The sequence below is a fragment of the Faecalimonas sp. LCP19S3_D12 genome, assembly GCF_052121495.1.
Taxonomy (GTDB): Bacteria; Bacillota; Clostridia; order Lachnospirales; family Lachnospiraceae; genus Faecalimonas.
On sequence record NZ_JBQKED010000020.1, the window covers coordinates 24,046 to 49,771 of the forward strand.

Below are 25,726 nucleotides of genomic sequence, written 5' to 3' on the forward strand. Positions count from 1 at the left end.
AACCTACAAAAACATCCAAAATAACGTTCATGTAAGGTTAATGCCTGCCGTACAGTTACACACCTAATATGTTTGTATTATAAGTGCTTCATCCGTAAATGTCAATTTATTTTTTCTCCCTGTTCCCACTCTGCCCTATAAACATTAGCTCGCTTTCTAAAAATTTAATATTTCAAATCCAACACAAAAGGCATATTTCGATTTATACTAGCATACAGGAGGGATTTTTATTATGGAAAAGAAACACTTATTTTCACTCAGAAACTTACCAATCGGAAAGATTTTACTTCTCTTTTTACTAATTTATATTGCACTGCTTGCCATCCCATATATTCAGCACAAGAAGGTCTCTGCATCTTATCAGAACGAGTTCGCAAGACGGTCATTTTACAGTGATACTGCCGGTACGGAACGGGTTGCATATATCAATGACAACACAGATGCCTTATTGTATCGGTTACATATGCTTGATGAGGCAAAAGACGAAATTATCCTTTCTACTTTTGATTTTAATGCGGACAAATCTGGGCAGGATATGATGGCATCTCTGCTGCACGCTGCTGACCGTGGCGTCTCAGTTCGCATTCTCGTTGACGGGATCAGCGGATTTTTAGATGTAAAACGAAATCCCTGGTTTCAGGCACTTGCCTCGCACGAAAACGTATCCATTCGTATCTACAATCCTATAAATCTTTTAAAACCTTGGAACCTACAGGCAAGGATGCATGACAAATACGTCATTGTCGACCGGAAAATGTATCTGCTCGGCGGAAGAAATACGACAAATTTATTTCTCGGCGACTACTCCAAGTCCAAGAATATTGATCGTGAATTATTTGTCTATGAGACGGCTGAAAACGACTCTTCTTCCATCCTCCAGCTCACTGACTATTTTGAATCTGTCTGGTCTCTTTCTGACAGCAAAGAATATAGGTGCAAAAAAATGACCAAAAAGATTCAAGACTGCAAAACAAAACTAGAAAATCGATACGCTTCTCTGAAAGAAAAATATCCGGATGCTTACAGTACATGGGACTATGAAACACTTACACTGCAGACAAATAAAGTCTCTTTGCTCTCCAATCCAATCGAGTCCGCGAACAAAGAACCTTGGATGTGGTATTCTATCCATCAGCTCATGATGCAAGGCGAACAGGTGCATATCTACACCCCTTATATTATTTGCGGAAAAGAGATGTATCAGGATTTGACAGCACTTCACGAAAAGAAGATTCCGGTGGAAATCATCACAAATGATGTGGCAAGCGGTGCAAATCCTTGGGGATGCACAGATTATCTAAACCAGAAAAAGAACATCTGGGAGACAGGCGCCCGTGTCTATGAATTTATGGGAGAACATTCCTGTCACACAAAAGCTGTTTTGATTGATGACCGCATGAGCATTGTAGGGTCTTATAATATGGATATGCGAAGCACTTATCAAGACACCGAACTGATGCTTGCAGTAGACTGCCCAGAATTAAATTCCATCATCAAAGATGAGATGAAACGTGACAAAACATACAGCAAAACAATGGGAAGTGACGGAGAATATGATTACGGTGAAAACTATCACTCCAAAGATTTAAGTTTCGGGAAACAGGTCTTCTATGCCGTACTGCGTGTAATAACCATTCCTCTTCGAAGATTCTTATAATACGCAATGCTTTGTTTTGTCTATATTGCATAGTTTTATTTGTTAAAACATAGACAAACAATTCCTTTTTTTGTATATATTTCCGATTTTTTACAAGTCCCCCTCATATACTTGACCATTTAAATCCAGTATTATATAGTAAATACAACCCGAACAAGAAAAAACTAAATTACTCAAGAGGTATGATTTTATGCTGTTTACGAAAGAATGCGATTACGCAATTCGAATTATACGTGCACTCTCAAGCGGAGAGCTTGTCAGCGTCTCAAATATCTGTGCAGCGGAACAGCTTCCTTCTGCAATGACATACAAGATTACAAGAAAGCTGGAAAAACAGGGGATTTTAAAAAGCTGTCGCGGCACAAATGGCGGATATTGCCTAAACCGAGCATTGTCTGAGATTTCTCTCTATGACATCTGTGCTTCCGTAGATCCTGATATTCTGCTTTTGGAGTGTATGAAGAAAGGCTACCACTGTTCTATGAACAGTCAGCAAAAACCATGTCTGGTACATCGGGAATTCTGCCGCCTGCAATCCATGCTTTTGCAGGAGATGCGTCAGAAATCTTTATCCGAATTATTTTTCGGATAATTTGTATATTCGAAAAATGTGCCAGGCATATTTTTCGGTTTTAATCTTTACTATTTTAGTCAAGTTTTAAAAAGGAGGATTTTACAATGAATCAATGTTATGGATGTACAACTTGCAGCAGTGCAGATAAACCTTTAGAAGGATTTATCCGCTCTCTTCCAATGGAGACTTCTCATCACCGCGTAGACGGACAGAGCACCAAATGCGGCTTTGGTCTTCAAGGTGTCTGTTGCCGTCTCTGCTCCAACGGACCTTGCCGTATTACACCGGAATCTCCAAGAGGAATCTGTGGCGCCAACGCAGACACAATTGTCACAAGAAACTTTTTAAGAGCAGTCGCTTCTGGCAGTGGATGTTATATACATATTGTAGAAAATACTGCATTGAATTTGAAAAAAACTGCTCAGATCCGTGGTGAATTAAAAGGATTGGAATCATTGGAGCATCTTGCTGAATTATTCGGTATTACAGATGATGATATCTATGTAAAAGCCGAAAAAGTTGCCGATGCTGTTCTTGCGGACTTATACAAACCAGAATATATATCCGCTGAGTTGATTGAAAAGATTGCATATGCTCCACGCATCAAGCGCTGGAAAGAGCTTGGTATCATGCCGGGCGGCGCAAAGGCAGAGGTATTCAAAGGCGTGGTTAAATGTTCCACAAACTTAAACTCTGATCCTGTCGATATGCTGACTGACTGTCTAAAACTTGGAATTTCAACCGGCGTATACGGACTGACACTGACCAATCTTCTCAATGACGTCCTTCTTGGGCAGCCAGAACTTCGCCTTGCTCCGGTCGGACTTCGTGTCATTGATCCTGATTACATCAATATCATGATCACCGGACATCAACACACGATTTTTGTTGATCTGCAGGAAAAACTCATCTCTGAAGAGGTGAAAAAGAAAGCTTTGGCAGCTGGTGCAAAAGGATTCAAGTTAGTTGGATGTACCTGTGTCGGACAGGATTTACAACTCCGCGGCGCTCATTATACAGAAGTATTCGACGGACATGCAGGCAACAACTACACAAGCGAGGCGATTCTCGCAACGGGAGCAATTGATGTAGTTTTATCCGAATTCAACTGTACACTTCCGGGTATCGAGCCAATCTGTGACGAGCTGAAGATCAAACAAATCTGTCTGGATGATGTGGCGAAAAAAGCAAATGCAGAATTGATGCCATTTGAATTTGAACATCGCGCAGAACAAAGTGATCTCATCATCGATAAAATTGTGGAAGCTTACAAAGAAAGACGAGGATGCGTTCCGCTCAATCTGATGGAAGATCATGGAAATGACCATACGTTAACCGGCGTAAGCGAAGGCTCTTTAAAATCCTTCCTCGGCGGGAAATGGACTCCTCTCATCGAACTGCTCGCAGCAGGTGAAATCAAGGGAATTGCCGGTGTCGTAGGCTGCTCCAACTTAACAGCCGGCGGACACGATGTCTTAAGTGTGGAACTTACAAAAGAATTGATCTCGCGTGACATTCTTGTGCTGACAGCCGGATGTTCCTCAGGAGGAATCGAAAACTGTGGTCTGATGACACCGGAGGCTGCTGAATTAGCCGGACCTCGTCTTCGTGCAGTCTGTCAGAAACTGAATATTCCGCCTGTTTTGAATTTTGGTCCTTGCCTTGCAATCGGGCGTCTTGAAATTGTTGCGACAGAGATTGCCGCAGAACTTGGTGTTGACCTTCCTCAACTTCCGCTCGTTCTGTCTGCCGCTCAATGGCTGGAAGAGCAGGCACTTGCTGACGGATGTTTCGGATTGGCTCTCGGTCTTCCGCTTCACCTTGGACTTCCTCCATTTGTAACCGGAAGCAAGACTGCCGTGAAGGTTCTGACAGAGGATATGAAAGAACTGACTGGAGGACAGGTGATCATCAACGATGACGCAAAAGCCTCTGCCGATATTTTGGAACAGATCATTTTAGAAAAACGTCAGGGCTTACAGATATAGGAGGTGCTGCTATGAGAAGAATTATGATCAATGCCTCTCTCTGTGACGGCTGTAAAAACTGCACCGTCGCATGCATGCAGGCACACCGGGGTACCCCTGGAACCGTCTATGACTTAGACCTTACGGATATTCACAATGAATCTCGAAATCACATTGAGAAAATGCCGGACGGCAGTTACCGCCCGATTTTCTGCAGACACTGTGATCTACCGGAGTGTGTCATGTCCTGCATGAGCGGCGCCCTCTCCAAAGATCCGAAAACGGGAATTGTCTCTTACGACGAAAAAAAATGCGGCTCTTGCTTTATGTGTGTCATGAACTGTCCTTACGGCGTTTTAAAAGCAGATACTGCAACCCACACAAAAGTCATCAAATGTGATTTTTGTATGGAGGACGGCACAGAACCAAACTGTGTGAAATCCTGTCCAAAGAAAGCAATCTATGTTGAGGAGGTGTCTTTATGATTCATGTAATTATCGGAGTCGGCGTTGCTGGTATTACCGCCGCAAAAACAATCCGTGAAAATGACCCAGATGCAGATATTACGATGATTTCAACGGATGAGCATGTACATTCCCGCTGTATGCTCCATCGCTATCTGAGCCACGAACGGAATGAGGATACGTTGTCCTTTGTAGAACCGGACTTTTTTGAGACTTATCGGATTCAGTGGAGAAATAGTGCATCTGTCCGCACCATCGATGTGGCAGAACAAGCAGTTATTCTCGAAGATGACACACGCTGTTCATTTGACCGTCTGCTGATCGCAACCGGAGCAAACAGCTTTATTCCTCCAGTCGGACAGTTTCGGGAAGCTAACAATGTCTTTGGCCTTCGTCACCTGTCTGATGCACAGGCAATCCGACCTCTTGCTGATCAGGCGAACCGCATCCTTGTAGTTGGTTCCGGATTGGTCGGCATGGACGCTGCATATGCATTTTTAGAACAGGGGAAAGATGTCACCGTGGTAGAAATGGCAGATCGCATTCTTCCGATTCAGTTGAATGAGACCGCCGGCAATGCGTACAGAACTTTATTCGAATCACATGGCTGCAAATTCCTTCTCGGCAAAAAAGCATCAGAGACACATATAAACGAATCCGGCGCAATTGATTTTGTTCTCCTTGATGACGGAACGAAAATTGACTGTGATCTGGTGATCGTTGCAGCCGGTGTGCGCCCTGCCGTTGAATGCGCCCTTGATACTCCAATCCATGTAGACCGTTTTATTCAGGTTTCTGACACCATGGAAACAAACTGCCCAAATATTTTTGCAGCAGGAGATGTAACCGGTCTTTCCGGAATCTGGCCGAATGCAATGAAGCAGGGACAGGTTGCTGCGCTCAATATGTGCGGAATACAGGCGGAATACACAGACCGCTACGCCATGAAAAACACAATGAACTTCTACGGACTTGTCACACTCTCCCTCGGTCGCGGTGTTGCTGAGGAAGGCGATATCGTGCTTGAGGAGGAAGATGCTCACAATTACAGACGTGCCATCATCAGAGATGGGAAGCTTGACAGCATCTTACTACAGGGAAAAATTGACTATTCCGGTATTTATCAGTATTTAATCAAAAATCAGATTGATTTATCCGGAAAAGAACAAGATATTTTCCATCTTTCCTTTGCCGATTTTTATGGAGTCAAAGAAAATGGAGCGTATTGCTATCAGATATAACGAATAATGAAAGCGGCTGTGAGTTTGCCTCATAGCCGCTTTTACATATTATGATTCTATTTTTCGTCTTTTTCTCATCACATACAACAATACTGCCACTCCCACAATTCCTGCGATTGGAACAGCAACGGCTGTAGTGTCTCCCGTTTTTACACTCTCCTTTTTGTGAGATGTATCAGAAGTTCCCTGTTGTTCGGAATCTCCCGAAACGCCCGGATTCGGATCCTTTTTATCTTCTTCTCCGCTATCTTTATCCTTGTATGTAAATTCAAATTTGTTCAGCTTTTCTAAGATTTCAGATACCTCTCTCGGTGTTGCATTTGGATTGTCCAATACATTTTTCGCCTGTTCTCTAAGTCCTGTAAATTCTTCCCATGACGCATCTGTCGCCTGACCTTGTGTCATATCTTTAATCTTATCATACTTTTCTTGAAGCGCCGTCTTATCCGCACGCAGTCCACTGATTCGCTGTTTCAAAATGGCTGCCTTTTCATTTACCTCATCCTGTGTATATGTGCCATTTAACAATGCCTCTGCTTCTCTGATACCCTGCTTCAGTGCCTCAAAACTTTCTTTTGTGTATCCCTCCGAAGAAATTGCTTTCGCTGTCTCAATGACCTCTTTCAGTTCCGATATATCTACCGTCACTTTCTGGAGATTTGCTCTTGCCGCTTCTACTTCCGCTGCTTTATCGTTCATCTCAGATGTACAGGTCTCTTCATCTGGTTTTGCCAAAAGTTCTGTTGCACTTTTTACAACTTCTTGAAGTGCAGTCCAGCTTTCTGTTGTATACTCTTTTTCATTCAGACCTTCGCAAATCTTCAATTCTTCTTCAAGCCTGCTTCTATCTACAGTTTCTTTCTTTTCTTTCCGAATTGTCAGTGCACCAACCTCAACCCATCCTTTGGTATTCGGCGCCTGTGAACTCTTTCCGACACGTTCAAACTGAATCGTGTATGTACCTTCTGAAAATTCTGCCTGCATCAGCTCTACACCCTCTGCTCGTTCTGCCGCATATGTATCAATTTCTTCTCGGTAGACTTGCTTGCCGGATTGCTCCTGAATCGTCACTCGGATGACTCCGTGGTCATTTCCTTTTACAGTCGGGACCTGTATAGAGTGTCCGCTAAATTCATAGGTCAATGCTCCTGCATTATCATCTGCTGTCGCCTTAAAATTACCTGCCTGAATCCATTTCCCAGAGCCTTGTAACTCGCTAGCAGGAACCTGTATCTCTTCAAATCCATCCTGTTCTAAATTACCTAATGCCTTTTGCAGTTTCTCTGTCATCTGATCGACTGTAGGCTGCTTTACACTCTCATCAGCCAAGACTTCTTTTGCTTCTGCAAGCACTTTCTTTAACTGGTACAAAGACTCATTCGTATACTCGCCTTTCAGCGCTTCTTCCGCCCGAGCAATCAGTGCTTCCAACGACGATTTATCCGTCTCTCCAAATCCAAGACGATCATATCTGTTTGATAAAAATTCAGTTCTGGAATCTATCACATCCTGTGACGCTTTCGACATTTCTTTTCCATCTGAAATGCTTTCTTCAAATGCATCTTTTAATGTCTGCTGTGCATTCACATAATATTCAGAGGTTCTGTCTGCCGCCTCTGCCAATTTAAGCATTCTATCTAATTCTGTGGCATCACCTGCCCCATCTGCCCCCACGCCAACATTAAGCGGTGTCACCTCATATAGAGACGGTTCTCCTACAAATCCTGCCTTCAAGATGACTTTTACAGAATCAGTCGTCACTTCTGGGAATTCAGCCAAATAATAAGCGTGATAGCCGCCACTTGAACCATCTACATCGCCTACCTTGTCATTGATATCCCCCATCTTTGTACCTTCGTACACTGTCTGGTAGGTTCCATCTACAAGCGCTTGAATTTCAAAAGCACCAATACCATTTTTATCAGATACAAACAAATCGAATTTCATCTGGCTAATCGGTTCTTTTTTTGCCAGCTTCAATGTAATTTCCATCTGTTTAGAGTTGTCTACCGTCTTAGATGCCCATCTTGTAGATGAGTCTCCGTCAATCATCTTTTCCTTTGTATAAGTCGCACCCCAATCTGTTGTATGTGATACTGTCACATCATTTATAGCAATACCTTCTGTCATATATTTCTTCGTATATACTGGGCTGACTCTCTGCTCTTTATAGAACAATGCTGCTCTGACAACGGTGTCCTCCTGATCACTCAACTGAAGTGGTTTCTCGTAGTTTTCTGATGTCTTTCTCGGAACACTTCCATCTGTTGTATAGCGGATCTCATAATTTGCAGCCTTCTCACTCTTACTCAAGGCAAGTGTCTGATCCTCCCCAATGATTCCGGAATCTTTGCTAAATGAAATCACCCGGTTCTCCATCTGTTTTTCTAATTGTGCCGCGGTATCAGTAAGCTGACTTTCTGCCTTCTGATAGTATTCCATATCCCCTGTGTTTTCCAGCAACGTATTGCGTAATTCTCTCAACTGATTGTAAATAGTATCAATCTCATTGTAGGCAAGTCCTTCCTGATCAGTCAGATAATATACGTTCTCTGCTTCTTGCAGATATGTGCGGTATAATTGATCCATCTGTTTTGCTTTTGTCAGAATACTTCCCAGTTCTTTTAAAGAGTGGTCAATTGCTGACTGCAGTTCTTCTTTAATCTTGAGCAGATCCGGATGAAGCTGTTTTAAAAATGCTGTTGCCTGCTCTTTCAATTCCTCCACATTTGTCTCAGACATGTCAATTGTATAAGTCTTTCCTGCTTTCGCTTCAAAAGAAATACGACCTGTTTCTTCCTCTTTTGTCACTGCAATTTCTTTTCCATCGGCATATACTTTTGCAGAAGTGATATCTTGATAAGAGCCTACAAATGTACTGCTTTCTTTGTCTCCGTCATAGCATACCGTAAATGTCTCTGCCATGCCATTTGCCCATTTTTCTCCGATTGTGAAGTTGCCTCTTGCTTTTAATCCCTGTACCTCACCTTTCTCCCATGCGCTTGGAATTGCCGGAAGAAACTGTGTGTAGCCGGACTGTGACTGCACAAGCATCTCTGCCACACCGGAAGTAAGACCGAAGTTACCGTCAATCTGCCATACCGGAGTTCCATTCAACATAGTATCTCCACCGCCGGAACCATGCGAATCAAACAGATTATACTGAAGCCCAGAAGAATTTCCTCCAATCAGATGATTCAAAAGTGTATATGCCTTCTCTCCATTCTCTGTCCTTGCCCAAAGGTTAATCTTATTTGCCTTTGACCAGCCGGTAGAGTATTCTCCACGCTCTGTTAAAGACTGGATTGCCGCATTCATATACGCTTCATTCTCCTTGTTGATCAATGTTCCCGGGAACAGACCTACCAAATGAGATGCATGTCTTTGTTCTCCCAGATGTCCGATATTCCATCCGCTGTTTGGAACTTCGATTTCTGCAAGATTTCCTGCTTGTGCATAAGATTTATTATGACCGTTCTTCTGTCCGACACGTGTCTCCTCATACCACTCCTTGATTCCATTTGTATCATTAATCTCAATCGGATCCAGTTTTTGCATCTTTTCTTCCCATGATTTCAAAAGTGCTTCATCTTCTCCGACAATTTTTCCTGCCTTGATACATTCATTATACAATTCCCATACAAGTGACTGGTCATAAGTTGTACCAATTGCTGTCGGTCCCTGCTCCTCTGAAAAACTTGGTGCAACTACAAGTCTGTTCTGTCCGTTATATGGCGAGTTCTCATCGTTAATTTTCTGGTACTTCGATGTCCAGAGATACGAATCCCAAAACAGAGCTGCCTCTTTCATAATCGGATAAATCGTATTCTTCAGATATGCCTCATCCTGTGTAAACTCATAATGCCACCAAAGATTTTGGATTGCCCATGCAGCCCCTGTCGGATTCCAGCCATATTCCTGTGCATTCGTCGGCGCTGTCATACCAAACGGATTGTTCTCTGTATGTACGGTAAATCCAGTATGATTTTTCACTGCTCCTTCAATTCCGTGCACTCTTTCCGCAGTCAGACGTCCCGGCTCTCTTAACTTGTCCATATAATCTACAAATGTTGTCCCACATTCTGCAAGATTCGTCGCATAGACCGGCCAGTAATTCATCTGCACATTTACATTAAAGTGATAATCCCCCGTCCAGGCAGACTTTCCAACCGTCCACAATCCAACAAGATTGCTTGGAAGTGTTCCTCTTGAACCTGCTATTGTCAGATAACGTCCATATTGAAATGCAAGCACTTCCAGATAATGTGAATAGTTGCCTTTTCGATATTCATCTACAAGTTGGTTTGTCGGAACTGATGTGCGCTGTTCGCCCAAATCCAGACTTACTCTGTCAAACAATCCCTGATGGTCTGCAATATGCGTTTCCTTCAACTCATCATAGGATTTCTTCGTCCCATTGTTCACACGGTCAGCGACTACTTTTTCTAAATCTTTGTTCTTATCCCGATATGTCGGATAATCATTCTTATAATCTGTCTCTGCAGCCATCACGATCATCACCCGATCTGCATCCTGAATCTGATAGACTTGATTCTTTTCATCTACACTCAGTTTTCCACCTGTCAGAACGAGCTTCATCGTTGTGCAAAACTTCAGATCATTGTCCTTTACCTTCCCTTCGATCGTGCATGTCTGATTCTCTTTATCAAATGTCGTCTTTCCTTCTAGTTCATCATTATTGAGCTTCACCTTTACTTTCAGATCAAGCTTTCCCTTTTCAGATGCCGAAAGCTCTGTGACCATCACCTGATCCGGATTACTCACAAAATGTTCCCGCTTATACGTCGCATCCTTGTAGGAAAACTCTGTCGCCGCAATTCCGGTCTGGATATCTAACTCTCTCCGATAATCCTTTACATTCTTATCATTGATTCCCATCTCTGAAAAATCAAGCCAGATATCTCCAAAATCTTGATAAGTTCCTTTGTTCAGGTTATTTTCTCCCGGAAACCTGATTTTCGCTCCCATTCCATAGCCTCCAAGACTTGGGTCATCATTAAATACATTTTTAGATTTGTCATCTAATAAATTCCGATACTCCTGAATCTCTTCCTGCGTATAGGCGGTCGCCTTATTCCCGAACTGGTAATCCGGACGTTTTGGTGACGGTCCGCCTGTCCACAATGTCTTTTCGTTGAAATGAATCCTTTCCTTTGCAATCCCGCCAAAAATTAAATTCCCCAGATTTCCATTGCCCAAAGGCAGGGACTGTTGCATCCATTCGCCGCTACTTGATTCTGCCGTATTAATGTTCGCAGGCGAATTGTACCATAGTTTCAACTCTTGATTCATCGCTTTTTCTTCGGACACTGGCAATACCTGTTCCGGTTGTTTGGCAAGAACATTTTGTACGGTTCCTGTCGGCATAACCAGAACTGCACACATTCCTGCAAGAAATTTCTTCATTCCTTTTTTCACCATAATTCTCCTTTACTTCAATTCAATCTTCAATACAGTATCCAATTCATCTGGAAGCGGATAACTGAACACTGGATTTTCCCCTAAAGCTACAAATGGTGTATCTGAATACATTGCTGTATTCCACGCCTCTCCTCTCTGTACTTCTGCCCCACTTGACAAAAATGTAATTTTTTTTACTTGCTTAGGACTGATCTGATAAAGTGGCAATGCTCCGAGCGGAGTTTCATAAATATGAGCATAGACAGTCTTCCTATTCTGAGTATAACGTCCCCACTCCGGCTTGTCAAACTCAGAAATTCCGCATCCGTAAATACTTTCTCCGTTGTCCTTCATCCACTCTCCAACAGCCTCCAATACGTCCTGACTTTCCTTTGGAATTTTCCCTTTTGCGTCCGGTCCCACATTCAAAATAAAGTTGCCCCCCTTGCTGACACACTCTACCAATTTGCGGATTACCGTCTGTGGTGTTTTATATGTATGATCATGGTAACAATATCCCCAATGATTGTTCAATGTCGCACACAGTTCCCACGGAATCGGATTTCCTTTGAGATCTCTCATCCCCCCCGGCGGTATGATCATCTCTGGACTTGCAAAATCTCCGCTGTAACTGTTTGGTGTCTCCGTTACAATACTTCCATTTTTCTCTCCTGAACCTTCCAAGCGGTTATCAATGATCACATCCGGCTGATGTTTTCGAACCATCTGAATCAATTCTTCTGCTCTCCACTTGTCCGCACACATATCGTCATAGGAAAAATCAAACCATAAAATATCCAATTTTCCATAATTTGTGACAATCTCCTCTACCTGTCCATGCATATAGTCCAAATAGCGGTTAAAATCAATCTTTTCATCTTTATATGCCTCATTCTGACGCATTGGGTGGAAAGCATCGTTATATTTCGGATAATCTGGATGATGCCAGTCAATCAGTGTAAAATAAAGTCCTACCTTCAGCCCTTCTGCACGAAACGCATCTAAAAATTCCTGTACAAGATCTCGCCCTGCCTTTGTATTTGTAGCCTTATAATCTGTCAAAGCAGAATCAAACAGACAGAATCCATCATGGTGCTTTGCAGTCAGTACCGCATACTGCATACCTGCTTTTTTGGCAAGCTTCGCCCACTCTCTTGGATTATAATCCGTTGGATCAAACTGCTCAAAGTATTGTTCATAGTCTTCCACTTTCATTCTTTTCTCAGACATAATCCACTCACCAAGTGCAGGAATTGCATACAATCCCCAATGAATGAACATTCCAAATCTGTCTTTTCTAAACCATTCAGTTCGATTCCATATTTCCTTATTCATTATTTCTCACCAAATCCTTTCATTTCATATACTGCTCCCCCGTGCTCTCTGCTTTCTTCTGCCGCAAGTGCCATCAGATGACTTTCCACAGATTCCGATGCCGCACTTACACTTTTTGCTGTTCCCCCTGTTGCAACAAGATTAACAAACTCTTTCATCATTGATACATCACTTCCGCTATGTCCACCTTTTGGAACTTTTACAACAATCTTTGTTGTTTTTCCCGTTGCAAAGTCCTCCACGACAATTTCATTTTCTTCCATGTTGCCACGTATCTGGCCTTTTGTTCCCATTAGATTGATAATTCTCTCGCATTTATTTGTAAATGCACACATCGTCATGCTGACTGTTACATCATTTTCAAATTGCAAATTCACAACCTGATGATCTACCACATCATTATCACAATGATATACACATCTTCCATACGGTCCATCTTTCAATGCATTGATCACAGATTCTTTATCCGTTTTAAGGCTGACTACTTTCGCAAAGGTCCCACCTTTTTCCTCTAAGTCTTCTAGATAGAATCTTGGTGCAAAATACGGACATGCTTCACGATGTGCACATCCATCCAGACAATAAGCTGGTGCATCTTCTGGCGCATTCTCTTTTTTGAAATGTGTAAGACTTCCAAAGCTACTCAGTCTCTTACAGGAAGAACCAACAAGCCATAACAAAATGTCCATATCATGACAGCATTTTTGCAAGATCATAGGGCTGCTCAATGCCTTATTTCTCCAGTTGCCCCTTACAAAACTGTGAGCCATGTGCCAATACCCCACACTTTCAATATGCTGAATATCTATCAACTGTCCAATAGTTCCATCATCTAAAAGTCTTTTAATCTCTCTGAAAAATGGCGAATATCGAAGGACATGGCAGATACTGATGACCTTATCATACTCTTCCGCCAGCTTTTTGATCTCCTCTAATTCTGATTTAACTGGCGAAATCGGCTTTTCACACAAAATGTGATATCCCTTTTCTGCCGCCAGTTTCAACGCCTCATAATGCATCTGATCCTGTGTGCAGATCAACACACAATCTGCCATTTTCGGTCTGTTTAGCAGTTCCATATCAGACTCTACGGCATTTTCCTTTGAAATGCCGTGTAATCTTGCAAACTCTTCTCTTCTGTCTTTTCGAGGTTCCGCCACACCTACAAATTTTAATTCATTTGAATAATCCAATGCGTAAGAAGCATACGCTTCCGCTCCTCTTTGTCCTGCACCAAGCAGAATAGCTGTTACTTGTTTCATCATCTTCTCTCCTTATTATCCCTTGACTGCTCCACCGGAAAGTGCTTCTATAAAGTACTTGCTAAAGCAGCAGAATAGAATAACCGGTGGAAGTAAAATTACGACAATTGCGGAAAACATTCCATTGTAATTTGTCGAAAATGCATTCTGAAATTGTGCCAGAATTGCCGGAACGGTCTTTAATTCTTTTGTCGTCAGCACCATAGAAGCCCAATAGTACTCATTCCAATAATTCATAAACGCAAGCATTGCCGCTGTAAAAATACCAGGTCTTGCAATCGGAAGCATAATTCTAAAAAATGTCTGTATATATCCACATCCATCAATACGTGCCGCCTCTTCAAGTTCCTTCGGAATTGTCATAAAATAATTTCGAATAACCATAAAACTGACGGCAATACCACTGCATGTATAGATCATAATGAGTCCTGCATGGCTATCATTGATATTCATACTATTGACCAAGTTGTATACCGGGAATGTCATCGCAGTAGGCGGGATAAATAATGTGGACATCAGCATCACGCTCACTACCGGTTTGAATTTAAACTGCATTCTCGCAACAACATATGCCGACATGGAAATCATGATAATACTCAATAAAACTGAAATTCCAGCCACCTTAAAACTGTTAAAAAAGTATCTCATAATATTCATATCTGCAAAGACACCAACATATCCATCAAAGCAAAGTGCCTTTGGCAGTGTAAATCCTGGTTCTGCCAATGGATCGGCTTTTAAAGACGAAATTGCAACCCAGATGATTGGAAACAGAGAAATTACTGCAACTGCAATCATCACAATATAAGAGACTATTTTTCCGCCTCTGCCCACACCGCGGACAATCTCTTTTTCTTTTTTTTGTTTTCTCATTATACTCTGCTCCTTTCTTTCCTTTCACGGAACAGCATGTTAATTATGAAGATCAGAACCAACCCTCCAAGAATCTGTATTGTACCAATCGCATTCGCTCTTGCATACTGTGCTCTCGGACTGACAACGGCAAGTTCTCGAATAAGGAAACTGATACTTTTTGTTCCAGCTGCTCCATTTGTCAAAAAGTAAACTTCATTGTATAACAGGAATCCTGCTGATACGGATAAGATGCTGATCGTCTTGATTGTATCTTTAATAAGTGGTAAGACGATACAACGATCCAACGTCCATCCCTTGGCACCATCTAGTAATGCTGCTTCTCGGACTTCTTCCGGAATTGCATTGATCTGTCCAAGTACCATGATCATATTTGTTCCGGCGAAGAAAATGTATGCACATGTCAGAGCAATCATATTTACTTTTGGAATAAATAAAATATTCTCCTCAAAATTTGGCACGAACACACTGATGATTTCATTAATAATTCCATATTTCGGATTATATAACTGCAAGAAAATCAAGCCCATTGCCGCAGATGAAATGATGTTCGGAATAACATAGATATTTCTTGCGAGTTTCCACCCCTTACATTTCTTCGAGATAATCAATGCAACTCCTGTTGCAATTGGAACCTGTATAATTAATCCACACAGCGCCCAAATGCAGGAGTTTCTTAATCCCTCCCAGAAATACGGGTACTTTTCAAAAACATATTTATAGTTATCAAACAGATGTGAAAATGAGTACATCTGCATATTATTCAAATTTGTATAATCCCATTTTGAAAATGAACTAATAATCACAGTCAAAATCGGATATAAATAAAATACACAAAAACAAACTAGTGTTGGTAATAAAAAAACAAAGATAAACAGATTTTTTCTTAATTTTTGTTTTGTTCCAATCGTTTCCATGCTGTACCTCCTCTGTTAAATCGTACAAAAGAAAACTGCTTTGAGACAAAGCATATTCTCAAAGCAGCTTTCTCAATGATCTTATCCAATCAATCCAAGCAGTTCTGTCTTTAACTCTTCAAATTTTGCATTTATATCTGCACCTGATACTGTTGACTCAATTAATTTGTTTCCAATCGCATTTGCGATATCAGTTCCCCACTGTGCATCTAATGTTGCCACAATGTGTTCCGCACCATTCGCCTGTGCACATGCTTCTGCTAAAAGAATTGTCTTCTCATCCGATCCCTCTGCAAGTTTATTCAAATCTAATGTTGTTGTACATGGGTTTGCCCCTACTTCTTTAAAAATTCTTGTCTGTACTTCGTCACTTGTCATGTATTTTACAAATTCTAATGCTAATTCTTTCTTCTCATCGCTCATATCACTTGAAATTGTAATTCCGCCACTTGCTGCTGAAAGTGCTACATTTCCAGGGAAAATTGCCGGTTTAAAGTTTGCTGTATCTTCAAATCCACCTGCTGCCCATACACCATTAAAGAATACTGCTGATTTTCCTTTGTTGAAATCTGCCGCCCAATCATTTGCTCCGTCAGCGGAGTTACTGCTGGCATTTGCAGAACCATTCTGTTGGTCCATGCCTGCTACCTGTTTGAATGCCTCTTCAAATTCTTTGGAATTAATTGTATCTTCAGTCAAAGGTCCTTCTAACATTTTTCTTCCACTTTCTGACATACCAAGAATTGCATTAAAACATCTTGCAGAACCTTGTCCAGCCCCATATGCATATACATCCTGTCCCGATGAACGAACCTGTTCCATAGCTGTCTCAAATGCTGCCCAGTCGTTCCATGTATCTGGTGCTGACACGCCTGCATCTGCAAGAACTTTATCATTGTACCAGTATCCCAGTGTCAAAAGTTGATCATGTACGGTGTAAATTTTTCCATCTACATCATTTTGTGTGTAATTGATTCCAACATTATCTTTGATTCCCTCTTCGTCTATGTATGGTTTCATATCTAGCAGAAGGTCCTGAGAGATTGCTGAAAGTGATACCGAACGTCCTGCAAGATCGATCATGTCTGGGTATCCGCCACCCGCTACCTTATTCTCTACTACACTGTCAATATCTTCTGTCGGAATTGGTTTGAACTCTACATCTCCATCAGCATGTTCCTTTGCGAATTCATCATAGATTTCACGCATTACCTGTGCAGGTGCCCATTCTGACTCGTCCTGATAGTATCCATGATAAAATTCCAAAACGTTGTCACTTGATTTTTTGCCTTCATCTTTTTTGTCCTCCGATTTTCCACATCCTGCCAAAGCCATAGATGAAACCATTGCAGTAGCTAAAATCAGACTGATAATTTTTTTCTTTTTCATTTCTTATATCCTCCTTGAGATTTGTTATATTTAGATTACCATACTGTCTTTTTTCACTCTATGGAGGTTGTTTACTCTTTTTTGCATTATTTCTATCTTTTTACTTTTCTTTCTACATTTTCTGTATTTTATTTATCTTTTCTGTATTTTCTTGTAATTTATTGACCCATAAAAAAAGACAGGATACCATTAACCTGTCTCTTTACTTTCTCTTGAATTCTGCAATAAATTCTGTTTCCTCTTTCTTTCCTTCCAGTACATTTAAAATGCCATTCTGAAAGACTTCAATCTGTTCTGTCGTCCAGAGATTATTGGGCACCTCAATCTTTCTATCAGCTTGTCGCACCTCCTGTACAGACTGATATAGTCTTGGTTCCTGTTGTTTATAGTCTTCAAGATCAACTTGTGGATTGGATGGCATCTGTCCGGTCTCTAGAAGGATTCTCTCCTGCACTTCTTCACTAAGTATATATTTTAAAAACTTGACACTTGCGTCCCTTTTTTCTTTATCCGTAGTATTCCCGACAACATATCCAATACATGCCGATAAACAGGAAGATGATTTCCCCTCTCTTCCCGGAAATGCAGCATATCTTGCATTTATTTTTTCATCAATTAATTTTCCAGCCCAAACACCATTGACATAAATGGCTGTTTTTTGACTGTTGAACATACTCCCAACATCTCTGTAGCCATATTCTCTTCCCGATTCAGTATCATATTGGTTCATTCGCCTTATTGCTTCTAGCACACTGCGGTATTCATCATCTTCAACTTCTATCGAGTTAGGCATCAACTCCTTTTCTTTTGACTCTGATGCATCCAACAAAAATGCGTCTGCCAAATAAGTACTGTTCTCTTGTGTAACAATTACTGGAATCACACCACTTCCACTTTCCTCAGACCACTTTTGTATCCGATCACACACGTCAAAAAATTCTTCCCATGTCACTGGCACTTCCTCGATCCCCACCTGTTTGAAAATCTCCTCATTATACCAATATCCACCTGCTGCAAGCAGCACATCAGACAACGTATACAAATGTCCATTCTGCTCCCAATAAGAAATAATCTCCGGTGCAATATTTTGCTTGAAATCTTTATCTTTTTCCAAATAGGGCATCAGATCCAAAGCTTTTTCATTCTCCACCATAAATCGATACACGGAATCCTTTCCATAACCGCCCATAAACACCAGATCCGGGATTTCTCCAACCGAAAGCATATTCCCCACTTTCTCTACCACTTCCTCCGATGAAGTCATAGACATTAGATTCAGTTTGATATCTGGGTACTCTTTTTCAAAATCCTGATAGATTTCCCTCATTCGAATATGCTCTTCTTCCATCGTTCCCCATCCATGTATCAGTGTAATCTCCACTTTTTCTTTTTCCTTTTCCTGACATCCTGTAAGGATCAGACAGAAAAGCATAACCCCAAAAACTATTCTTCTTCTCTTCACACTATCTCCTTCCACATGTCTGCTCATATTCTTTCGGTGGACATCCAGCATACTTTTTAAACACCTTTGAAAAATATGCTGTATCCTCAAATCCTGTCATTGATGCAACCTCGTAAATCTTTTTATCCCCTTTTTCCAAAAGTGCCTTTGCTTTCTCAATCCGCAGCGAATTAATTGTATCAAATAGGTTTTTCCCAACTTTCATCTTATAGAAACGACTGAGATATCCAGAACTGACATGAACTGCCTCCGCAATATCCTCCAATGTAATTCGCTCTGCATAATGGTTCTGTATATAATTCTGCACACGGTTCAAAAGGTTTCCAACATCTTCCGACTCCAGAATCTGCTCTTTTTCCAAAAGTACAATCTGTTCCTCATGTTTCTTTTTCTTTGCATACTCCTGCATCTGTTCATATAAAAGTAACGTATCCTCCATCTTGCGATACGATGCACTACATATGATCTTTGGCTCCTCGCCCAGAAAGTTTTCACAAAACCCTCGCATCTTTTCACACCCTTGAATAATCTCTTCTATCTGATTTCCATTTTTCTCCGTGACCATGATTCCTTCTTCATGATCCCCAAGCGTAAGAATCTGATATTCAATGGAATGAAATGCATGTATAAAAAATTTTCTCACTTTTTCTCTTTGTCTGACCGGAGTGATCATGATCATACGATATGATCTCACGATCTCACTCTCTTTCTTCTTTCGAATCCGCTCAATTGCCGCAGGAATTTCCTCTAGCGCAGATGTTTTTATAATATAGTCACTCACTTTATATTGTATTGCTTTTTGTGCATATTGAAAATCAGCATACGCAGTCAGGAATATAACAACTGTCGGAATATTATTCTTATAGATGAACTCAGCAACCTCCATGCCGCTCATCACAGGCATTTTAATGTCTATGACAGCTACATCCGGCGAACATTTTTGAATCTCTTCTAAAAGCTCCTGTCCGTTTTCAGCACTATATACCAGCTCACAACCAATCACACTCCAGTCAATCAGTTTTTCCAATCCTTCTCGAATATATGGTTCATCATCTGCAATCATTACTCTCCACATAGCGGCACCTCCTTTTCAAGCGGCAGACAAATCGTAACACACGTTCCGGCATCTATTTCACTTTGAATTTCCATCGTTGCCTCTTCCCCATAAACTGTCCGAAGCATTTGCTGTGTATTTACCAAACCGATATGTGTATGCTTTTTATCTGCCTTCTGCTCCTTTTTCTCTAGTTCCTTCACGTCAAATCCAACTCCATTATCCTTTACTTGAACCCAAAGCTTTCCATTCTGCTCTTTTGCCACCACTGTTATATATCCTTTTTCCTGTTTTGGTTCTAAGCCATGTGCCACCGCATTTTCTACAAGAGGCTCAATCATCAACCTTGGTATTCTAGCCGTTTTTACATCCTCATCACAGCAGATTTCATACACGATCTTTCCTGAAAATCGTTCACTCTGCAGCAAAAGATAAAACTCAATCAACTCAATTTCCTCTGAAAACGGAATCTGTATTTCTCCTTTGCGAAAAATCTTTCCCTGTATTAGCTTGGAGAATGCTCCCAAAAGCTTTTGCATCTGCTTGTCCCCACTAAGAGCAGCACGCATACTTAACATAGACAAAATATTAAACATAAAATGCGGGTTAATCTGCGACTGTAGGTATCTTACCTGTGCTTGTGTCGCCAGAAGCTGCTTCTCATACACCTCTGTAATCAGTTCTTTTATCTGCTCTGTCATCTCATTGAATAAATGGCTGATTTCTTCAAATTCTCTTGTATCAAACTCCCTCATTCTTCCATTTAATTTTCCATTTCCAAATTTTTGAATGTCCTCTCCAATCCATTTTAGTGGCTTTGTCATTTTCATAGAAGCTAAAAATACAAGAATACCTGTAATTGCAATAACAACAATAAAGATTAATGCGAATGGTCGGATCGTTGATAAAATAGAACGATTAATTGATCGCTTGCTCACCAACAGATTGCTTTTCATTCCAAAACCAGTCTTTTTTGCATGAATCATATAGGTTTCGTTTTTTACCTCCATTTCCTGATTAGAAAACTGATGATTCAGCACCAATTCTCCTGATATCTTTCTTCCTCCTTCATTCGCGAACAAAACTTCCCCACCTGCTCCTGCAACCATCCAAAGTCTATCTTCGTACAACTCTGATGCATCAAACAGCTCCTCCACAGCTTCTTTTTCAATTGACAGAATACAGCATCCTGTCTCATTCATATTTTCATCATAGATTCTTGTACATACATAGGTTCGTTCTTCTATAGATATATATCGGTACTCTTTATCACTTTTCATGAACTCTTCGCTGATTTCTTTTAAAAATTGGTTTTGTATCTCCAATTTTTCTACGACCATCGGATAAAACTGGCTATTTACCCACTTTCCTTTACTGTTAAATAAATATACACAGTCAACAAACGGATGGACCGAATTCACGACATTAGCCTCCGAAAATAGATCAGCAGCACTTATGAACTGTTCTCTCACTTCTTCTATATTGTAGTTATCTCCTTCCATGAACTGCTTTAATATTGTGTTGTTTCGAAAAGAGATAATCATATTTTCCATATTTTTAACTCTTGTATCAAACTGTCCATTTGTATTTTCCAGATAAAATTCCAAATCGGTGTGTGCCTGTTCTGAAAAATGATACACCGATAATGCCGTCTGTACAACCCCTAAAATAAAAACGGAAATAATACATGCAGAAAGGGTGAGTGCAATAACCTCATTTCTAAAACTTCGTTTCTTTTTTTTATTCTTTTGCTTTTCCATATATCAATTTTACCATCTCAGAATATTTATGAAAAGCCAAAATGGAGCATCGAACCTAAATAGATTTTCAATGCTCCATAACGGCTATCCGTTTTTGCTCTTTCCAGTTGTAAAAACTAGTGTTCTTCTCTTTTGCGGAATATCACTCCCGCTCCTAATGCCACCATCATCATAACACCGTAAACCAATAGACTACTTTCATCTCCTGTCTTTATGGCCGAATGTTTCTCCGGTTGTTGTGGCTGCTGTGGTTCTTGCGGCTGTTATGGTTCTTGTGGCTGTTGTGGTTCTTGTGGCTGGTTTTCGTTTTCTTCTGTCTCTTTTTCGATTACGTAATTCCATGAAAACGTTCCATACTCAATATTGTCCTTTCTCGCTGCTGCATTCAGAACGCAACTTGTTTCAATTGCGATCGGCTCTTCATATCTCTTTGCAGATTCTGTCAATTCATGATTTTTATTAAACGGCTGACTTCCATCTACTGTATAGTAAATTTCTGCTTCTTCACTTGCAGTTAGTGTGACATACTGAGTAGCATTGTAAGTTCCAGATGAAATATCTGCACTTACCTGAATCTCCTTCGCCGTGAATGTTGTGTTAATTGCCTCCGACTCATTCCCAAATCCGTCAACCGCCTTTACACTTACCATATAAACCTGATCAGCCTCTACCGAATCAAGTGTGAGAGCTGTCTCTGTCGTCTCTTTTGTTCCCTCAACATTTCCATCCTTACTCCATGTCACTACATATTTTGCAATTCCTGTATTATCAACTGCTGAAAGGAACGTAATTGCAGGCTCTGAAGCTTTTGGAGATACCACCTTCAAATCCGCTGGTGCTGTTGGTGCTTCTTCATCTTTCAGTTCTACTTCTCCGGTTTCCCCAAATACCTCCAACTCTACGATATGGTTTGTTTTTCCAACTGTATTCCCATTCACACTACCATTCATGTACACACGTACATACGCCGCATCAAAGCGTTCCCCTTTTTTCGGCAATGGCATATCTGTATTTGGATCTAACCAGCTCACACCTTCATCATACACCTTCATAGTCTTTCCGTTGGCTGTCTCTGCATATTCTTGATTGCTCCCCTTTGGCAATGTATGTGTCTGCCCATTTTCTCCACTTAAAGAAGCCGGCCACTTCAAATTCTCATCACGATTTCCATTCCACAATACCAGTGTCTTCGTTGGGTCAAAGGAACTGTCCGGTGATAGAAGTACTACTGTATCTTGATATTTTCTGCTATCCTTCCAGTAACGATATAAATTCACTTCTTCCACATGGTGTAATCCCCCAAGATCAACCTGCATCCAATGCGCACCACCTTCATTTCCTCCCGGATCGGAGTAGCTGTCTGCATTATCCTTTTGTCCATCTACTGCCATCGTTGCTCGGCTATTATCACTTGTTGGACTTGAAAATGTCAGTTTTTTTGACAGTGCTAAATTTGTTCTGACAGATTCTGTCTCATTATCCTCGATTTTCTGAGCATTTTCATCATATACAAATTCTAGTCCTGTAACAGAAAGTTTTACCCAACCGTTTGTCTCTATCGTAACGACTGCTTTTCCAGTCTTTTCATCAAAAGTAACTTCTGGCTCTTGATACTGTACTTTTCCATCAGTATCCGGTTTCTGTCCATCTATCACTTTTACCACTGGTTTCTTTGCAAGCTTTGTTAGCTCGAATGTCGTTGTTCGAAGTTCATTGTCTTCCGGTGAATGTTTTCCTGCTGGTGCATTTACCACATTGTACTGATCCATATAAGTATATACGGACTTCTTTCCTTCAATTACAGGTTGTCCCGGTGCAAAATTACCGGTCCAGGTCAATCCATACTTATTATCAAAGATCACTTCGTCTTTGTTGACACGATAGTTGTTCAAAGTAATGTCCACTGCAGAGCCATCTTTTTCTTCATTCATGATGATAAATGCATGCGGTTCCATCTCCACTTTCAATCTTGCACTTTTCTCTTTTCCTTCCAGCGGAAGAGTCGCACTTTGCTTTTTGTTTTCATTTACTTTGCTGTTGTACAAATACCATGTATCATTCCATTTATCTGCAAAGGCATCCCCCACATACTCAATCGGATAAAGGTTGTTAAAATACTTCTGCTTTAACTGTCCTGTCATATTGACATCAGATACATCCAATACATTCGGCGGTGTCACGCCAAGCTCAGCTGCCTCACGACGTAACTTTTCTGTCACTTTAGCTCTATTATCCCATTCCGGCACTACCGGTATCAAACCATAGCGCCCATTCTCATAAATCTGAAATCCTGTAGGAGTTCCTGACAGCCCACTGTAAAAACTTGAAGGAACATTGCCATAAAGAATCGCCTTAGTCTCTTGTAAAACCTCTTTCTTAGACGGTGCCGGATTGTTCACAATATAACGGAACATCTCACTTAACACGTGTGTATTTGCCGGACTATTCGTATCTCTTGTTCCATATACAATCTCCGGAAATTCAAACGTATAAATCACACCTCCGCCAAGATATGTATTCATCATCTGCATTCCTAGCAGTGCCTCAGGTTCCCCACAAAGCCCCTGCCAATTGTTATAATTTCCTTTTCCTTGCCAAAGCTTAGAATATTTTTTCTCCCATGCCCATGTGTCAGAGAGCATCCCCCAGCCTCCAGTATATCCTGCCAGCCAGCTTCCTTGAAAGAAACTAGTCGTCTTTAAATCATCCGGACTGCTTGAATTGGTATTTTTATAAATCAGATAAAATGAATCTCCATACTTTTCCAATGCATTTTTCATATTCTGATTGCTAATAATATTCTTAACTGTGTCACCATGATCCTGATCTGACCACACAAAAAATCCACCAAAACGTGCTGCAATTTCCAACATCTTCGCACTTCCTTCAGCAGTTCCCTGAATTCCGCCAGAAACCCAGAAATTCTCTGTATTAAATACCCCCTGCATATTCGGATACATGCGGTACATCAAATCCAACCATCCGTAATCCATATCTGCTGTGATATTGTATTGCGTTCCACCTTGTTCCGGGGTTGCCGCTGCCGTCAAACCAAGTAACATTACCGGTGCTCCTTCTTCATAAGCAATCTGTAATCCATGCTCATGGAATGCCTGCAAATACGCCTGTCCTATATGATCCGGCGCAAACTGACGAAGATTGTTTGTATGTAAAAGCAACACGTTGTTCTTTTTCAAATCATCCGGAATTGCCTTCCATCTTCCTGCCACTGTGTTCCAGCCTTGAAGCTCCGGTCCTTCTTTCTGACCTATCTTATAGACATCATTCGAGTATGCAGTTGCGATCATCATCGGGTTTTCATTGTCAATAACACGGCGCGGACCATCCTGTTTCTGTACACTTTGTGCATTCTCATAACCATAAACTCCAAGTTCCATAAACTTTACAGCTGCTTCTTTTGGATTTTCTGTATATACTCTGACATAACGTGCTGTCTTTGTCGTTCCAAGTTCTGTTGCTCCCAGCCCTTTTTCATTCTCATAATCCATATAGAACCATTGTCCACCCATCTCCTCTTGATATGCTTCTGAAATACTGTCTGGTTTTTCCACCCCACTTGGAAGTGCTGGGTCTCCTGCATAATAGACAACCTCACCATCTGACAGATTCTCCTCATTTCCAATTACAATTGCTGTATCTTCGTAAGAGATTTTCTTTCCATTTAAGCGGGTTCCCTGCCCACTTGGATTCCCATTCCCAATTGTCGATGTTCCTTCGTACACTTGTCGTTTTAAGTTGATTACTTCAATCGGATAGGATGCTCCAAGATCTATCTGCACCCACACTCCTTTGTCTTTTGCATTCGTACTCGTCACTTCTGTTCCACGTTCCTGATACGCTTCCCAGTTCTTTCCGTCTTTGTTGTCAGTATCATTGTGCTGCAGATAATACTTATCACCATCTGTTAATAACTCTTCCTCTTTTATCGTCATTCCATCACCGACTTTGATCTTGACGTCTTTTTCTTCTGCAAGATTCACAAGTGGCGGGGTTTTCTTTGCATCGGCTGCCTTCGCCTCTGTCACTCCAAGTGCCATAAGCGTCATTGCAAGACAGGACATACCGAACAGTTTTACTTTTTTGTTTTCTTTTCCGTTCCTCATGCGCTTTCTCCTCTCTCTTTCTCTACTTTATAGCTTACTATATCTATTCCCCTTTTAACATGTAATACATTTACCAAAACTTGTACTTTATTTACTAGCATTTGTATTTTCGTATACATATTTTGTAACTTTTGTATCTTTCACTCTTAACTGTTAAGGCGGACGACTTAGTGTAAGAGAAATCAACAAGGTTGTATGTTCTTTTTCTCTGCGATATAATAAAATC

Annotated in this window: 16 protein-coding genes; 5 read left to right on the forward strand and 11 right to left on the reverse strand. The window is 41.0% G+C overall.

The window, feature by feature from the left end:
• Window positions 1–232: 232 nt before the first annotated feature.
• The 5 genes from ACTQXY_RS07795 to ACTQXY_RS07815 all read left to right on the forward strand — a co-directional run bounded on the left by ACTQXY_RS07795 (window position 233) and on the right by ACTQXY_RS07815 (window position 5,903).
• Window positions 233–1,657: a phospholipase D-like domain-containing protein gene (locus ACTQXY_RS07795; RefSeq protein ID WP_441659008.1), complete on the forward strand. Its 1,425-nt coding sequence runs from the start codon at window positions 233–235 to the stop codon at window positions 1,655–1,657.
• A gap of 190 nt (window positions 1,658–1,847) precedes the next feature.
• Complete coding sequence (locus ACTQXY_RS07800) at window positions 1,848–2,249, forward strand: Rrf2 family transcriptional regulator (RefSeq protein WP_441659009.1); 402 nt, start codon at window positions 1,848–1,850, stop codon at window positions 2,247–2,249.
• An 86-nt stretch (window positions 2,250–2,335) separates the two neighbouring features.
• Window positions 2,336–4,219, forward strand: a complete 1,884-nt coding sequence (gene cooS / locus ACTQXY_RS07805) for an anaerobic carbon-monoxide dehydrogenase catalytic subunit (RefSeq protein ID WP_441659010.1) — start codon at window positions 2,336–2,338, stop codon at window positions 4,217–4,219.
• Between the two features lie 11 nt (window positions 4,220–4,230).
• Window positions 4,231–4,683 (forward strand): 4Fe-4S dicluster domain-containing protein, encoded by a 453-nt coding sequence (locus ACTQXY_RS07810; protein ID WP_441659011.1) that lies wholly within the window; start codon window positions 4,231–4,233, stop codon window positions 4,681–4,683.
• Window positions 4,680–5,903, forward strand: coding sequence for an FAD-dependent oxidoreductase (locus tag ACTQXY_RS07815; RefSeq protein WP_441659012.1), 1,224 nt, complete (start codon window positions 4,680–4,682; stop codon window positions 5,901–5,903). The genes ACTQXY_RS07810 and ACTQXY_RS07815 overlap by 4 nt, the downstream gene beginning before the upstream one ends.
• Before the next feature lie 48 nt (window positions 5,904–5,951).
• Here ACTQXY_RS07815 and ACTQXY_RS07820 read toward each other — a convergent pair whose 3' ends face one another.
• The 11 genes from ACTQXY_RS07820 to ACTQXY_RS07870 all read right to left on the reverse strand — a co-directional run bounded on the left by ACTQXY_RS07820 (window position 5,952) and on the right by ACTQXY_RS07870 (window position 25,500).
• On the reverse strand, window positions 5,952–11,345 hold the full coding sequence (locus tag ACTQXY_RS07820) for a glycosyl hydrolase family 95 catalytic domain-containing protein (protein WP_441659013.1): 5,394 nt from the start codon (window positions 11,343–11,345) through the stop codon (window positions 5,952–5,954).
• Window positions 11,346–11,354: 9 nt separating this feature from the next.
• A complete protein-coding gene (locus ACTQXY_RS07825) occupies window positions 11,355–12,659 on the reverse strand; it encodes an alpha-L-fucosidase (protein WP_441659014.1) in 1,305 nt (434 codons plus the stop codon).
• Window positions 12,659–13,921: a Gfo/Idh/MocA family oxidoreductase gene (locus ACTQXY_RS07830; RefSeq protein WP_441659028.1), complete on the reverse strand. Its 1,263-nt coding sequence runs from the start codon at window positions 13,919–13,921 to the stop codon at window positions 12,659–12,661. The genes ACTQXY_RS07825 and ACTQXY_RS07830 overlap by 1 nt, the downstream gene beginning before the upstream one ends.
• A 15-nt stretch (window positions 13,922–13,936) precedes the next feature.
• Entirely contained in the window at window positions 13,937–14,794 is an 858-nt protein-coding gene (locus ACTQXY_RS07835; protein ID WP_441659015.1) for a carbohydrate ABC transporter permease, read from the reverse strand.
• A complete protein-coding gene (locus ACTQXY_RS07840; RefSeq protein ID WP_441659016.1) occupies window positions 14,794–15,711 on the reverse strand; it encodes a carbohydrate ABC transporter permease in 918 nt (305 codons plus the stop codon). The genes ACTQXY_RS07835 and ACTQXY_RS07840 overlap by 1 nt, the downstream gene beginning before the upstream one ends.
• A gap of 81 nt (window positions 15,712–15,792) precedes the next feature.
• On the reverse strand, window positions 15,793–17,100 hold the full coding sequence (locus ACTQXY_RS07845; RefSeq protein ID WP_441659017.1) for an extracellular solute-binding protein: 1,308 nt from the start codon (window positions 17,098–17,100) through the stop codon (window positions 15,793–15,795).
• A 202-nt stretch (window positions 17,101–17,302) separates the two neighbouring features.
• Window positions 17,303–18,562 carry an extracellular solute-binding protein gene (locus ACTQXY_RS07850; protein WP_441659018.1) on the reverse strand — a complete coding sequence of 420 codons (1,260 nt, stop codon included), beginning with the start codon at window positions 18,560–18,562 and terminating at the stop codon, window positions 17,303–17,305.
• 1 nt (window position 18,563) lies between these two features.
• Complete coding sequence (locus ACTQXY_RS07855) at window positions 18,564–19,637, reverse strand: response regulator (protein WP_441659019.1); 1,074 nt, start codon at window positions 19,635–19,637, stop codon at window positions 18,564–18,566.
• Entirely contained in the window at window positions 19,625–21,376 is a 1,752-nt protein-coding gene (locus ACTQXY_RS07860; protein WP_441659020.1) for a histidine kinase, read from the reverse strand. Before ACTQXY_RS07860 ends, ACTQXY_RS07855 begins: the two co-directional genes overlap by 13 nt.
• A gap of 116 nt (window positions 21,377–21,492) precedes the next feature.
• Window positions 21,493–21,591, reverse strand: a complete 99-nt coding sequence (locus ACTQXY_RS07865) for an LPXTG cell wall anchor domain-containing protein (RefSeq protein ID WP_441659029.1) — start codon at window positions 21,589–21,591, stop codon at window positions 21,493–21,495.
• A 48-nt stretch (window positions 21,592–21,639) separates the two neighbouring features.
• Window positions 21,640–25,500 carry a glycoside hydrolase family 98 domain-containing protein gene (locus tag ACTQXY_RS07870; RefSeq protein ID WP_441659021.1) on the reverse strand — a complete coding sequence of 1,287 codons (3,861 nt, stop codon included), beginning with the start codon at window positions 25,498–25,500 and terminating at the stop codon, window positions 21,640–21,642.
• Window positions 25,501–25,726 lie beyond the last annotated feature (226 nt).